Origin of the sequence: Aquabacter cavernae, from assembly GCF_003993795.1 — a bacterium.
Taxonomy (GTDB): Bacteria; Pseudomonadota; Alphaproteobacteria; order Rhizobiales; family Xanthobacteraceae; genus Aquabacter; species Aquabacter cavernae.
This window is the reverse complement of record NZ_RWKV01000008.1, coordinates 324,856-337,855: the sequence shown is the minus strand read 5'-3', so window position 1 is coordinate 337,855 and position 13,000 is coordinate 324,856. Positions and strand designations below refer to the sequence as shown.

12 protein-coding genes are annotated in these 13,000 nt (G+C 67.5%); 3 read left to right on the top strand and 9 right to left on the bottom strand.

What is annotated here, in order from left to right; translation table 11 throughout:
• Positions 1-54: 54 nt before the first annotated feature.
• Positions 55-1,062 (top strand): P1 family peptidase, encoded by a 1,008-nt coding sequence (locus EJJ38_RS06345; protein ID WP_127089266.1) that lies wholly within the window; start codon positions 55-57, stop codon positions 1,060-1,062.
• Between the two features lie 61 nt (positions 1,063-1,123).
• Here the strand turns inward: EJJ38_RS06345 and EJJ38_RS06335 are convergent, their stop codons facing one another.
• The 9 genes from EJJ38_RS06335 to coxB all read right to left on the bottom strand — a co-directional run bounded on the left by EJJ38_RS06335 (position 1,124) and on the right by coxB (position 9,923).
• Entirely contained in the window at positions 1,124-2,944 is a 1,821-nt protein-coding gene (locus EJJ38_RS06335; protein WP_245454136.1) for an NAD(P)/FAD-dependent oxidoreductase, read from the bottom strand.
• Between the two features lie 93 nt (positions 2,945-3,037).
• Positions 3,038-3,802 (bottom strand): SURF1 family protein, encoded by a 765-nt coding sequence (locus tag EJJ38_RS06330; protein ID WP_127089264.1) that lies wholly within the window; start codon positions 3,800-3,802, stop codon positions 3,038-3,040.
• Positions 3,799-4,188, bottom strand: a complete 390-nt coding sequence (locus EJJ38_RS06325; protein ID WP_127089263.1) for a DUF983 domain-containing protein — start codon at positions 4,186-4,188, stop codon at positions 3,799-3,801. Before EJJ38_RS06325 ends, EJJ38_RS06330 begins: the two co-directional genes overlap by 4 nt.
• A 181-nt stretch (positions 4,189-4,369) precedes the next feature.
• Positions 4,370-5,206, bottom strand: a complete 837-nt coding sequence (locus EJJ38_RS06320; protein WP_127089262.1) for a cytochrome c oxidase subunit 3 — start codon at positions 5,204-5,206, stop codon at positions 4,370-4,372.
• 97 nt (positions 5,207-5,303) lie between these two features.
• Positions 5,304-5,930, bottom strand: a complete 627-nt coding sequence (locus EJJ38_RS06315; protein WP_127089261.1) for a cytochrome c oxidase assembly protein — start codon at positions 5,928-5,930, stop codon at positions 5,304-5,306.
• 9 nt (positions 5,931-5,939) lie between these two features.
• The gene (locus EJJ38_RS06310; RefSeq protein ID WP_127089260.1) at positions 5,940-6,125 is read right to left on the bottom strand and encodes a hypothetical protein; all 186 of its coding nucleotides are present in this window, start codon (positions 6,123-6,125) and stop codon (positions 5,940-5,942) included.
• A 3-nt stretch (positions 6,126-6,128) separates the two neighbouring features.
• On the bottom strand, positions 6,129-7,043 hold the full coding sequence (gene cyoE, locus EJJ38_RS06305) for a heme o synthase (RefSeq protein WP_245454204.1): 915 nt from the start codon (positions 7,041-7,043) through the stop codon (positions 6,129-6,131).
• Positions 7,044-7,300: 257 nt separating this feature from the next.
• Positions 7,301-8,923: a cytochrome c oxidase subunit I gene (gene ctaD, locus EJJ38_RS06300; protein ID WP_127089258.1), complete on the bottom strand. Its 1,623-nt coding sequence runs from the start codon at positions 8,921-8,923 to the stop codon at positions 7,301-7,303.
• 127 nt (positions 8,924-9,050) lie between these two features.
• The gene (gene coxB, locus EJJ38_RS06295) at positions 9,051-9,923 is read right to left on the bottom strand and encodes a cytochrome c oxidase subunit II (RefSeq protein ID WP_127089257.1); all 873 of its coding nucleotides are present in this window, start codon (positions 9,921-9,923) and stop codon (positions 9,051-9,053) included.
• 426 nt (positions 9,924-10,349) lie between these two features.
• On the opposite strand from coxB, the gene EJJ38_RS06290 reads away from it, so the two are divergent.
• Both EJJ38_RS06290 and EJJ38_RS06285 read left to right on the top strand, forming a co-directional pair.
• Positions 10,350-10,907, top strand: a complete 558-nt coding sequence (locus tag EJJ38_RS06290; protein ID WP_127089256.1) for an invasion associated locus B family protein — start codon at positions 10,350-10,352, stop codon at positions 10,905-10,907.
• Positions 10,908-11,153: 246 nt separating this feature from the next.
• A complete protein-coding gene (locus tag EJJ38_RS06285) occupies positions 11,154-12,992 on the top strand; it encodes a monovalent cation:proton antiporter-2 (CPA2) family protein (protein WP_127089255.1) in 1,839 nt (612 codons plus the stop codon).
• Positions 12,993-13,000 lie beyond the last annotated feature (8 nt).

The following is a 13,000-nucleotide window of genomic DNA, read 5'->3' as shown; positions in this document are numbered from 1 at the left end:
GCCGTTGCAGTCCGCGCCCGGTTTCGGCAAGCAGGATGCAGAGCGGAGCGATCCATGGCCCATCTCAATCTCATCACCGACGTGCCGGGCCTCGCCGTGGGCCATGCGGGCGACCTCGCCCTCGGTTCAGGCACCACCGTGCTCCTGTGCGAGACGCCTTCCATTGCCGGGGTGGACGTGCGCGGGGGCAGCCCCGGAACGCGCGAGACCGACCTCCTCGCCCCCGGCGCCTCGGTGGACAGGGTGGATGCCATCGTCCTGTCCGGCGGCTCCGCCTTCGGCCTCGATGCTGCCTCCGGCGCCATGGATTGGCTGGCCGCGCATGGCAGGGGCTTTGCGGTGGGCCCTGCCCGCGTGCCCATCGTGCCCGCCGCCATCCTGTTCGACCTGCTGAACGGGGGCGACAAGGCGTGGGGCAGCGAGCCGCCCTATCGGACCTTCGCGCGGGCGGCGCTCGACGCGGCCACGGACGGCGCCTTCGCCCTCGGCAGCGTGGGCGCCGGCACCGGCGCGTGCTGCGCCGGAGTGAAGGGCGGGCTCGGCTCCGCTTCCGCCGTCACGGCCTCGGGCCATGTGGTGGGCGCGCTGGTGGCGGTGAATGCGGTGGGCTCTCCGCTCATCGGCGGCGGCCCCCATCTGCGCGCCGCGCCTTATGAACGGGACGGCGAGTTCGGCGGCCTCGGCCTGCCGCCCGTATGGCCGGACGAAAGCCGCGCACCGCCCCTGAAGACCGGCGCCACCCGCGCCGCCACCACCATCGGCATCATCGCCACGGACGCGACCCTCAGCCCCGCCCAGGCCCGCCGCTTCGCGGTGATGGCACAGGACGGCTTCGCCCTCTCCCTCTTCCCGGTCCATACGCCGCTGGACGGAGACTGCGTGTTCTCGGTGGCCACGGGACGCAACGCGGCGGAGGTGGACCTGCGCCTGGAGGCAACGCTGGGCGCGACGGCGGCCCTGGTGATGGCCCGGGCCGTGGCCCGCGCGGTGTACGAAGCGCGCGCTTTGCCCTATGCCAATGCCCTGCCCGCCTGGCGCGACCTGTTCGCGGCGCGCGCCTGAGGGGACATTCCCGCGCCTCCCTTGAAGCCGGCGGCTCTTGCCGCCAGCCTGGGAGCCGTTTTCAAACCGAGGCCATGCGAAACCGATCATGAGCGCCGTTCCTCCTGTCCTCTCCACGCGACGACGCCGCGATCCCTCCGGCCCCGGTCTGAAGGGCCTTCTGGCCATCATCTTCTGGTGCGCCTGCGGCATCACGGCGTCGCAAATCGCCATGCCCTTCACCCTCATCGCCACCATCGGCCCGCAGGCCGCCGGTTCCGCCATCGTGGATGCCCTCTCCGGCCCCAGCCTCCAGAGCCAGATCCTGCGTTTCGGCGTCATTCCCCAAGTAGCGTTGTTCGCCTGGTCCGCCGCCTTCGTGGTCTTCACGGTGATGCGCCTGCGCGTTGCCCTGACCGCAGCGCCCATCCTGCTCGCCGTATGGGTGGCGATCTCCGCCGTCTGCCAGTTCGGCATTCGCGGCGCCATTTCGCCGGAGGGCCTCTCGGCGGAAGCCCTGGCCAGCCTGTTTCCGGCCATCCTCTCCCAGGTGATCGGCGCCGTCGCCTTCTGGGCCTATATGCGCGAGGGGCAGAGCCCGCGGGCCTTCTTCACCCGCTGAAGCGCCGACCGCGCCACAGCGCGGTCGGAAACGCTCTAGAACCGGCTCGCCGCATAAGGAGCGGGGTCGGTGAACGGGGTCGCCCCGCTCATCATCTGCGCCAGCAGGCGGCCGGTGGTAGGGCCGAGCGTGAAGCCCCAGTGGCTGTGTCCGAAAATTGAGGAACAGGCCCGGCTGCCCCGGTGCGGGGCCGACAACCGGCTTGGAATCGGGAAAGGCCGGGCGCCGGCCGAGCCAAGGCTCGGCCTCATGCGCGGGCCCCATGGGAAACAGCTTCCGCGCGAGGGGGGCCACGAGATCCGCCTGCCGCCGGTCCGGTGGATCGTCTCGCAGGGCGAATTCGATCCCCGTGGTGGCGCGCACGCCGAAACGGGTCCATTGCAGGCAGAAGCCGCCGGCCCGGTCCACCACGGCGCGCGACAGCGTGGCGCCCGGCTCCGGCGGGAAATGCAGGTGATAGCCGCGCTTGACCGCGAACGGCAGGCGCAGGCCCAGGCTGGAGAACAGGTCCATGCTCCAGGGGCCGAGGCACAGGACCGCCCGCTCCGCCTCCACGGGACCGGCCGCGCAGGCCACCCGCCAGCGTGATCCCTGGCGGGAGAGGGTGCGCGCGTCCCCCTGCAGCAGCAGCCCGCCCTCGGCCTCGAACAGGGCCGCATAGGCTTTCACCAGCCCGCCCGGATCACTGCAATTGTCGCAGTCCGGCCAGAAGGTGCCGCGCAGGAAGTCGGGCCGCAGATGGGGCTCAAGGCGCAGCACACCGGCGATATCCAGGGCCTCGAACGGCACCTGGAGCGCCTGGGCCAGCTCCCGCTCCGGCCCGGCGGAGGCATAGTCCGCTTCCGAACGGTAGATCTTCACCCAGCCGGTGGGCGTGAGCAGGTCGCTCGCCCCCGCCTCGGCCGCAAGGGTGCGATGGTCGTCCCGTGCCCGCGCCATAAGGGGCCGAAGCTCCCGCGCGCTGCGCGCCAGCGCCGGGGGGGAGGAGGCCTGGAAATAGGCATGAATCCACGGCATGAGGCCCGGCAAGGCACCGAGCCGGTAATTGCTTTGAGGCGCCAGCTTCAGGGCGTGGCGCGCCAGGATGGCGAGATCGCGGGGAAAGGAGACGGGAAAGAGGGCGCTGCCCTCCACCACCCCGGCATTGCCCGACGAGGTCTCCTCCCCCGGCGCGCGACGGTCCACCAGCACCACGGACAGCCCCAGGCGGCGCAGATGAAGCGCCGTGGACACGCCGACCATGCCCGCCCCGAGGACGAGAACATCCACCCTCTGCGCCATCTTCGCTCCGCTCCACCGTCCGTGCCGCACTGATCCTATGCCGCGTTGCAGCGGGACGGGAAGCGGACCGGAGGGCGCAGCGAACGATTGCGGTCAGTCCGCCGCGCGCGGCGCGTCGAGATCATCACGCCGCCCCCTCAGGCGGGTGATCACGAAAGCCACATAGACGCCCACCAGTGTCACGGCGAGGCCGTACCATGTGAGCGCATATTCCAGGTGCTTGTTGGGGAAGCTCAGGCGCGTCTCGCCGCCCTGCGGCAGGCCGCCGGGATTGGGCGTGCCGTCCGCATCGATGGTGAAGGGCGCCACGCGGGCAAGGCCCCGGGCACGGCCGATCTCTTCCGGGTCGCGCCGGAACCAGGCATTGCGCTCCGGCGCATTGTCCGGAACGAACCAGTTGGCCTCCTCCGGCAGACGCAGCAGGCCGGTCACCGTCACCGGCCCCTCCACCTGCCCCGCCGCGCGGGTGGTGGGATTGCGCCGGTCCTCAGGCACGAAGCCGCGATTGACGAGGATGGCCGATCCGTCCGCCTGCATGAGGGGCGTGATCACCAGATAACCGGGCCCTTTGAAAGGCCCCTTGGGGTCGGAGAGGACCGTATAGATCAAGGTCTCCCGCCCGTGATCGAACCGGCCGGAGGCGGTGACGGGCAGATATTCATCCTGCGCCCGGTCGATATCGGGCCATTCGCGGGGGGGCGGCGCGGGAATGGGCCGCTCGGAAGTGCGCGCCCGCACCTGGGCGACCAGCTCGGTTTTCCAGGCGAGCCGTTCCATCTGCCATGTCCCGAGTCCCACCAGCACGCCCAGCACGACGAGGGCGGCAAGGGTCGGGAGAAGGAGCCCGCGCGCGTTCATTCGCCCGAGCGCTGCTCCAGCCTGCCTTCGGCTGCCTTGTTGCGGAATTGAAAGGCGATCAGCGTCGCCTTCAGCGGACGCAGCAGCCCGAGCGTCGCCACCAATATGGCGGGGATCCAGAGGAGCGCATGCACCCAGAGCGGCGGCCGCCACGTCGCCTCCACCCAGAAGGCCAGGGCCACCACCACGAAGCCCGCAATGAGGATGACGAACACGGCCGGCCCGTCTCCGGCGTCGATGAAGCCATAATCCAGGCCGCAGGACTCGCATTTGGGTGCGATGTCGAGGAAGCCCTTGAACAGCAGCCCCTTCCCGCAGCGCGGGCAGCGGCAGGACAGACCGGCGGCCACCGGGGAGACGGGCGAATGATAGGGGCTCATGGACATGGCGGGCCTCAGCCGGCGGGCCTTAAACAGGAACGGGGCGGTAAATGCCGCCCCGTGCTGGCTGCAGGGCCAAGGGTCGTGAGCTGGACGCACGATGCCCTTGGTTCAGCCCGCGCGGCGGGAGAAGAAAACCCGCCCGGCCCGGTCTGAGGACCGGTACCGAGGGAAAGACGGCGCGCCGTCAGCCGTGGCCGGCGCTGCCGCTGGCCGCCCACACATAGATGAAGGCGAACAGGAACAGCCAGACCACGTCCACGAAGTGCCAGTACCAAGCGGCCGCTTCGAAGCCGAAATGACGCTCCGGCGTGAAATGGCTGGCCAGGGCCCGGCCCAGGCACACCGCCAGGAAGATGGTGCCGACGATCACATGGAAGCCGTGGAAGCCGGTCGCCATGAAGAAGGTCGCGCCGTAGATGTTGCCCGAGAAGCCGAAATGGACGTGAGAATATTCGTAAGCCTGGCACATGCTGAACAGCACGCCCAGAACCACGGTGCAGACGAGGCCCCACTTAAGCCCCTCGCGGTCATTCTCCAGCAGCGCATGGTGCGCCCAGGTGACCGTGGTGCCCGAGGTAAGCAGGATGAGGGTGTTGAGTAGCGGCAGGTGCCAGGGGTCCAGCGCCTCGATGCCGTGGGGCGGCCACACGCCGCCGGTCACCTCCACGCGGGCGAAATTGATGCCCTCGTTCACGAACAGGGCGGCATCGAAGAAGGCCCAGAACCACGCGACGAAGAACATCACCTCTGAGGCGATGAACAGGATCATCCCATAGCGGAAGCCGATGGCCACCACGGGGGTATGGAAGCCCTTCGCGCCTTCGCGGATCAGGTCCCGCCACCAGCCGAACATGGTGTAGAGCACGCCCACGAACCCGACGATCATGGGAATGGTGGTGCCCCCGTGCATCCACACCACCGCACCCACGGTGAGGATGAAGGCCGAGACCGCACCGACGATGGGCCACGGGCTCGGCTCCACCAGATGGTAGTCGTGCTGCTTGACGTGTGCCTCGGCCATTCCGACGGCCTCCCCTTCCAGCTATCCCAATTCGTACCGGGCCGTCGGCCCTGCTGCACTTATGTTCTTGGCGCCGCGCCGTTCGGGCTGGCGTTCCTCACCCGCCCTTTCCGGCCCCCTCCCCGGCGGACGCGGCCTTGGGAGCCTGCGTCTTGGCGGGGAAGAAGGTGTAGGAAAGGGTCACAGTCTTCAGCGAAGACATGTCCTCGTCCTGCTCAATGGCGGGATCGATGTAGAAGACAACCGGCATGTCCAGCACTTCGCCGGGCTGCAGCACCTGCTCGTTGAAGCAGAAGCACTGCATCTTCACGAAATAGAAGCCGCCATTGCCGGGCGTCACATTGTAGGTGGCCTGTCCGGTGGTGGCGGTGTTGAAGGTGTTCTCCGCGCGGAAATAGACCAGCTTGGTCTCGCCCACCTTCACGGTCACGGAGGCCTGCTCCGGCTTGAACACCCAGGGCAGGCCCGGCGCCACATTGGCGTCGAAGCGCACGGTAACGGTCCGCTCCGAAATTCCCTCGGGCTTGGCCGTGCTCACGCGCGGCGCGCCGCCGAAGCCGGTGAGGCTGCAGAACATGGCGTAGAGCGGAACGGCGGCGTAGGAGACCCCCACCATGGCAGCGACGAACAGCACGCATGCGGTCGCGACGAGCATGTGGCGCGGCGCCTTGCGTGCCCCCTGCTCTGCCCCGCCTTGCCTGTTTCTGTCGTCTCCCACGTCCATCCGTCCTTGTCAGAGGGGCCGGTTCAGTACGCTCGGCCCCAGTTTCACGATCGTCACCACATAGAACAGCAGCACCAGGAACCCGAGCACCGAGGCGATCGCGATGGACCGCGCCCGGCGCCGGCGCTTCTGCTCCGGCGTCAACACCACACCATCCACCCGGCCGGGTGGGGGCGGCTTGTCATCCTTCGCCATGCCTCAAATCCCCGGAATGAACGCTTCAACCAGCAGCGTGGCGAAGAGCAGGAAGAGATAGAGAATGGAGAAACCGAACAGGCGCCGCGCCGCCTTGACCGCCGCCTCACCCGTGCGGGTGCGGTAGACGGAGATGGCGAGCCACACCATGCCGAGGCCAGTCACGGCGGAGACCACGCCATAGGCGATGCCCGCATAGCCCAGCAGGACCGGCGAGAAGGCCAGCGGCACCAAAAAGAGGGTGTAGAGCAGGATCTGGCGGCGCGTTTCGTTGGCGCCCGCCGTCACCGGCAGCATGGGCACGCCCGCCCGCGCATAATCGTCCGCGCGATAGAGGGCGAGCGCCCAGAAATGCGGCGGGGTCCAGAAGAAGATGATGGCGACCAGAAGCAGGCTCTCAAGGCTCACGCTGCCGGACGCGGCCGCCCAGGCGACCATGGGCGGGAAGGCTCCCGCCGCGCCGCCGATGACGATGTTCTGCGGCGTCGAGCGCTTCAGCCACATGGTGTAGATGACCACGTAGAAGAAAATGGTGAAGGCCAGCAGCGCCGCCGACAGCACGTTCACCAGAAGGCCCAGCACCACCACCGAGAAGCCGGACAGGGTCAGGCCGAAGGCGAGCGCCTCGCGCGGGGTCACGCGGCCGGACGGAATGGGGCGCCGCCGGGTGCGGGACATGATGGCGTCGATGTCCGCGTCCCACCACATGTTCAACGCGCCCGCCGCGCCCGCGCCCACGGCGATGCACAGGATGGCGGTGAAGGCGATGACGGGATGGACATGGTCGGGCGCGCGCACAAGCCCCACCAGGGCGGTGAACACCACCAGGGACATCACACGCGGCTTCAGGAGCGCGATGTAATCTCCGGGAGATGCCATTCCGCCCGCCATGTCCGTGGCGGTGGTGCTTTCGTTCATGCTCACGCTGGCGTCACTCATATTCGACGTGTCCCGGCACGACCCGCAAAGGCCATGCCTTCCGAGCCCCATCTCGAAGCGCTCCGGCAGAGCGCTTCCCGTCAAGGGCCCGATTTTGAGCCCCGTCAATCGGGGCTCACCTTATTCGCCGCGGCCGCCCGGCGGAATAGCGCAGGGCGGGAAGGCGGCATGGCCACACGGGCCATGAGCGACCCGGCGATCCCGGCAGAGGCCGGCCCGCCGGGGCGCATCTCTCCTCACTTGATGCGCGGCAGCACGTCGAAGTGATGGAAGGGCGGCGGCGAGCTGATCGTCCATTCGAGGGTGGTCGCCCCCGGACCCCACGGATTGGGGCCGGCCAGCTCCTTGCGGCGGAAGGCCACGACGGTGCCGATCAGGAAGATGATGACCGCCACGCCGGAAATGTAGGAGCCGATGGACGAGATGTAGTTCCAGTGCGCGAACGCATCGGGATAGTCCACATACCGGCGCGGCATGCCCGCAAGGCCGAGGAAGTGCTGCGGGAAGAACACCATGTTCACGCCGATGAACGTGACCCAGAAGTGCAGCTTGCCCCAGAATTCCGGGATCATGTAGCCGCTCATCTTCGGGAACCAGTAATACCAGCCCGCGAAGATGGCGAACACGGCGCCCAGCGACAGCACATAGTGGAAGTGCGCCACCACGTAATAGGTGTCGTGCAGCGAGCGGTCGATGCCCGCATTGGAGAGCACCACGCCCGTCACGCCGCCCACGGTGAACAGGAAGATGAAGCCGATGGCCCACAGCATGGGCGTGCGGAACTGCACCGAGCCGCCCCACATGGTGGCGATCCAGGAGAAGATCTTCACGCCCGTGGGCACCGCGATGATCATGGTGGCGGCGACGAAGTAGGACTGCGTCGCAGCGGAAAGGCCCACCGTGTACATGTGGTGAGCCCACACCACGAAGCCCACCACGCCGATGGCCACCATGGCGTAGGCCATGCCCAGATAGCCGAACACCGGCTTGCGGGAGAAGGTGGAGACGATGTGGGAGACGAGGCCGAAGCCCGGCAGAATGAGGATATAGACCTCGGGGTGGCCGAAGAACCAGAACAGATGCTGGAACAGGATCGGGTCGCCGCCGCCGGCCGGGTCGAAGAAGGTGGTGCCGAAATTGCGGTCCGTCAGCAGCATGGTGATGGCGCCCGCGAGCACCGGCAGCGACAGGAGCAGCAGGAAGGCGGTGATGAGCTGCGACCAGGCGAACAGCGGCATCTTGTGCAGCGTCATGCCCGGGGCGCGCATGTTCAGAATGGTGGTGATGAGGTTGATGGCGCCCAGGATGGACGACGCGCCGGCGATGTGCAGCGCGAAGATCAGGAAGTCCATGGCCGGGCCGGGATGGCCAAGCTTTCCCGAGAGCGGGGGATAGATGGTCCAGCCGCCGCCGAAGCCGTCGCTGCCGGGCGCGCCCTCGACGAACAGCGAGATGATGGCGAGGCCGAAGGCCGGGGGCATCAGCCAGAAGGCGATGTTGTTGATGCGCGGGAAGGCGGTGTCCGGCGCGCCGATCATCAGCGGCACGAAATAGTTGCCGTAGCCGCCGATCAAGGCGGGCATCACCATGAAGAAGATCATGATGAGGCCGTGGCCCGTGGTGAACACGTTGAAGGTCTGGGGATTCTTGAAATATTGCAGCCCCGGCTCCATCAGCTCCATACGGATGCCGATGGACAGGGCGCCGCCCACGATCCCCGCCACGATGGCGAAGATCAGGTACATGATCCCGATGTCCTTGTTATTGGTGGAGAACACCCAACGCCGCCAGCCGGTGGGATCGCCGTGGTGCTCGGCGACATGAGGTTCGTGGTGCGCCGCGTGCGCGTCGGTGGCCATGGGGTGCGTCCTTAGCTGTCGAGACGTTGCCGTCTTTCAGTCTTTATCGTCTGGCTTGCGTTGTGGTCGCGCGGACCGGGGGCTCCCGCCCCCCGGTCCGAAGGCCCGGCGCGCCGGGCCTCAAGGGTCACTGGGCGTCGGCGACCCGCATCAGGCCGTCGGCGGCAGGCGCAGCGGCGACCGAGGTCGGCGCGGGCGCGGCAGAGTATTTCTGCTTCGCCTGGGCAGCCCAGGCGTTGAACTCGTTCTCGCTCACCACGCGGACCGCGATGGGCATGTAGGCGTGGTCGCGGCCGCACAGCTCGGAGCACTGGCCGTAGAAGACGCCCTCGCGCGTCGCCTTGAACCAGCTCTCATTGAGGCGGCCGGGCAGCGCGTCGATCTTAACGCCGAAGGAGGGAACCGCGAAGGAATGGATCACGTCACCGGCGGTCACCTGGATGCGCACGGTCTTGTTGACCGGCACCACCACCTCATTGTCCACCGCCAGCAGGCGCGGCTGGCCCGGCTTCAGGTCCTTCTCGGGAATCATCAGCGAATCGAAGCCGAAGCCGCCATTGTCCGGATATTCATAGGACCAGTACCACTGGTGCCCCGTCACCTTCACCGTCATGTCCGGCTCGGGGATGTGCAGTTCCTGGTGCAGCAGGCGGAAGGACGGGATGGCGATGGCCACCAGGATCAGCACCGGGACCACGGTCCACGCCACCTCGATGAGGGTATTGTGCGAGGTCTTGGAGGGCACCGGGTTGGCGCGCTCGTTGAAGCGCACCACCACGATCGCGATCAGCACCATCACGAACAGAACGATGGCCGTGATGATGACCAGAAGGAAGATATTGAAGGAGTGGATGTTCTCCATGACGGGGGTCGCCGCGCCCTGGAGATTGATCTGCCAGTCGGAGGGCTGCCCCATCCCGGCCCACGCACCTGCGCTCGCGACCATCGCGGCGGCACAGGTCGCCGCGGCGAGTGCTGAGCTGCGAAAGAATGACCTCATGACGACTTTCTCTCCCTCAGCGGCGTCGCTCTCATCCCCCGGCTCCCGATCCCGGAGCCCAACCGGCTCACGGGACATTAACGGGAAGCGCCGAAACTCACACGCGGAACGCCCTTCTTTGATTTACATCAAACACAAATCACGGGGTGCCGCAAATGCGGCCAGGGGGCGCATGCAGCCCCCAATATTAAGGTGCGAGGCCCCCCGCGCCGCCCCTTCGGGCCTGCCGGCGGCGGATCGACCACGCAAGGCCAAGCTTGGGCCACGCCTCCCTCGATCCGCCACAAAATGGCGTTTTGTCGTCAAATCGGGACACGCATCCTTGACATGAGCGGTCAGGCTCTTAAGCCCAAGAGCAGGGCTAGATCGTTGCGTCCCGCCTGTGTCGGAAGCGGCGTCGCCGCGTGTTTTTTGGAGCCGGAATCCATGGGATTCGAGTCGTCGGTCGCATCTGCCTCACGCATCGCACCTGCCTCACGCCACGCCCTCTTCCCTGGCCTGATCGCCGCCGCCGCGCTTGCCCTCACCTGCCTGATGCAGACGCCCGCCGCGGCCCAGGGCGTGGTGAAGCAGGTGTTCAACGACTGGCAGATTCGCTGCGACACCCCCCCCGGTGCCCAGAGCGAGCAATGCGTGCTTCTGCAGAGCGTGCAGGCCGAGGACCGCCCGAATGTGGGCCTTACGGTCATCATCCTGAAGACCGCCGACGGGAAGAGCCGCCTGCTGCGCGTGCTGGCCCCGCTGGGCGTGCTCATCCCCTCCGGCCTCGGCCTGAAGATCGACGATGCGGATGTGGGCCGCGCGGGCTTCGTGCGCTGCCTGCCCAATGGCTGCGTGGCCGAAGTGGTGATGGACGACACGCTCATCAACCGGCTGCGCCAGGGCAAGCAGGCCACCTTCATTATTTTCCAGACGCCCGAGGAAGGCATCGGCATTCCCATGAGCCTGAATGGCTTCGGCCCCGGCTTCGACGCGCTGAAATAGTTACACCGTCCGCGCAGTTGTGCGGTGCCGCGAGGATTTCGCATCGCGGGCATGGTTTGGCCACATGCCCTGCCCAAAAACAGCGGCGAAGCTAGAGCCTGATACCGGTCAGCCTGAACATGGCTGACCGTGGAACCAGCCTTTGAAGCATTGAGAGAGAGCGACTGACGACCTGCGCCGCAGCCCAATGCGCGGCGACGCTGGCCTATGGCACTCTTGAGCGCGGCAGTGCGGAGACGACAGGCGATGCACGGGGACGACCACACACTATTCCTCGCCGGCCTCGCCTTCCTTCTCGCCGCCGTGGTGTCCGTCCCCATCGCCAAGCGCCTCGGTTTGTCACCCGTGGTCGGTTATCTGCTGGCGGGAATCACCATCGGCCCGGCGGGTTTCGATGTGGCCGACCCCCATGTGGTGATCACCGTCGCCGAATTGGGCGTGGTGTTCCTCCTCTTCCTCATCGGCATGGAATTGCAGCCCTCGCGGCTCCTTTCCATGGGCCGCTACATTTTCGGGCTCGGCACGGCGCAGTTGCTGGTGACCGGCCTGCTCATCACGGCCGTGGGCTGGAGCCTCGGCCTCAGCCTGCCCGGCGCGTTCATCGCGGGCATGGCGCTCGCCATGTCGGCCACCTCCATCGCGCTCCAGATTCTCAACGAACGCGGAGACCTGCCGTCCGGCTACGGGCAGCGGGCTTTCTCGATTCTGCTGTTCCAGGACATCGCCATCGTTCCGCTCCTGGCCCTCGTGCCGCTGCTGGCCCCGGCGGCGGCGCGCATGGAGGGGGAGCCCATGATGGTGGCCTTCAAGGCGGGCGCGGCGATCGCGGCGGTCGGGGCCATGGTCCTGGCCGGGCGCTATCTGCTCAATCCCCTGTTCCGCCTTCTTGCCCGCTCCGGCGCGCGCGAGGCCATGACGGCGGCGGCGCTGCTGGTGGTGCTCGGTGCGGCGGGTCTCATGGCCTCGGTCGGCCTGTCCATGGCGCTGGGCGCCTTCCTGGCGGGCCTGCTGCTCTCCGAAAGCACCTTCCGGCATGAGCTGGAGGCGAATATCGACGCCTTCCGCGGCCTGCTCCTGTCCTTCTTCTTCATGGGCATCGGCATGTCGCTGGATATGCGGGTGCTGCTGCCGCACATCCTGCCGCTCATCGCGGCGGCGGTGCTCATCACCTCCATCAAGTTCGCCGTGGTGTTCGGCCTCTACCGCTCCGACCACACCACCCGCACCGATGCCGTACGGGCGGGCGCCGTCCTCATGCCGGCGGGCGAATTCGCCTTCGTCCTGTTCCCGCTCGCTCTGACCAACGGCCTGCTGAGTCGCGAGCAGAGCGAATTCCTCACCGCGACCGCCGCCATCACCATGATGATCGGCCCTCTGGTGTTCGCCGCCATCACCTATCTTCTCCCGAAATTCCGCCGCAACGCGCCGGAGCCCGAGCCGGATGATTTCTCCGATGCGGATGGGCGGGTGCTGGTGATCGGCTTCGGCCGGTTCGGGCAGATCGTCTCGCAATGCCTGCTGGCGGAAGGGGTGGGCGTCACCATCATCGACAGCGACGTGGAGATGATCCAGAGCGCGGGCCGGTTCGGCGTGCGCATCTATTATGGCGACGGCACACGCCTCGACGTGCTGCGCGCGGCGGGGGCCGACCAGGCGGAGGTGATCGCCGTGTGCGTGGACGACCGCGAGGCGGCCGACCGCATCGTCGATATCGTCCAGGCCTCCATGCCCCATGTCCGCCTGCATGTGCGCAGCTATGACCGCGCCCATTCCATGACCCTGCTGCGCAAGGGCGTGGACTACGAGATGCGCGAGACCCTCGAATCGGCCTTCTCCTTCGGCGCGCGCACCCTGGAAACGCTGGGCCTGGAGCGCGAAGCGGTGGCGGGCCTGGTTTCCGAGGTGCGGGCCAAGGACCGGGCGCGCCTGCAGCGGCAGGTGGAGGAAGGGCTTTATGCGGGCATGGATCTCATTCCCAACCGCAAGCTGGAGCCCGAGCCGCTGACCCAGCCCGACAAGCCCGCCCGCCCGCTCAATCCCGAGGCCCAGGACGTGCTCACGCACGAGACCGAATTCTCGGGCTGACGATGGGT

What these genes read in the sequence shown, in the direction of transcription:
- ctaD (WP_127089258.1), bottom strand. Translation starts at nt 8,923, where the DNA reads ATGGCCACCGACGCGCACGCGGCGCACCACGAACCTCATGTCGCCGAG.
- EJJ38_RS06320 (WP_127089262.1), bottom strand. Translation starts at nt 5,206, where the DNA reads ATGGCCGAGGCACACGTCAAGCAGCACGACTACCATCTGGTGGAGCCG.
- EJJ38_RS06285 (WP_127089255.1), top strand. Translation starts at nt 11,154, where the DNA reads ATGCACGGGGACGACCACACACTATTCCTCGCCGGCCTCGCCTTCCTT.
- coxB (WP_127089257.1), bottom strand. Translation starts at nt 9,923, where the DNA reads ATGAGGTCATTCTTTCGCAGCTCAGCACTCGCCGCGGCGACCTGTGCC.
- cyoE (WP_245454204.1), bottom strand. Translation starts at nt 7,043, where the DNA reads ATGAACGAAAGCACCACCGCCACGGACATGGCGGGCGGAATGGCATCT.
- EJJ38_RS06315 (WP_127089261.1), bottom strand. Translation starts at nt 5,930, where the DNA reads ATGGACGTGGGAGACGACAGAAACAGGCAAGGCGGGGCAGAGCAGGGG.
- EJJ38_RS06335 (WP_245454136.1), bottom strand. Translation starts at nt 2,944, where the DNA reads ATGGCGCAGAGGGTGGATGTTCTCGTCCTCGGGGCGGGCATGGTCGGC.
- EJJ38_RS06290 (WP_127089256.1), top strand. Translation starts at nt 10,350, where the DNA reads ATGGGATTCGAGTCGTCGGTCGCATCTGCCTCACGCATCGCACCTGCC.
- EJJ38_RS06345 (WP_127089266.1), top strand. Translation starts at nt 55, where the DNA reads ATGGCCCATCTCAATCTCATCACCGACGTGCCGGGCCTCGCCGTGGGC.
- EJJ38_RS06325 (WP_127089263.1), bottom strand. Translation starts at nt 4,188, where the DNA reads ATGTCCATGAGCCCCTATCATTCGCCCGTCTCCCCGGTGGCCGCCGGT.
- EJJ38_RS06330 (WP_127089264.1), bottom strand. Translation starts at nt 3,802, where the DNA reads ATGAACGCGCGCGGGCTCCTTCTCCCGACCCTTGCCGCCCTCGTCGTG.
- EJJ38_RS06310 (WP_127089260.1), bottom strand. Translation starts at nt 6,125, where the DNA reads ATGGCGAAGGATGACAAGCCGCCCCCACCCGGCCGGGTGGATGGTGTG.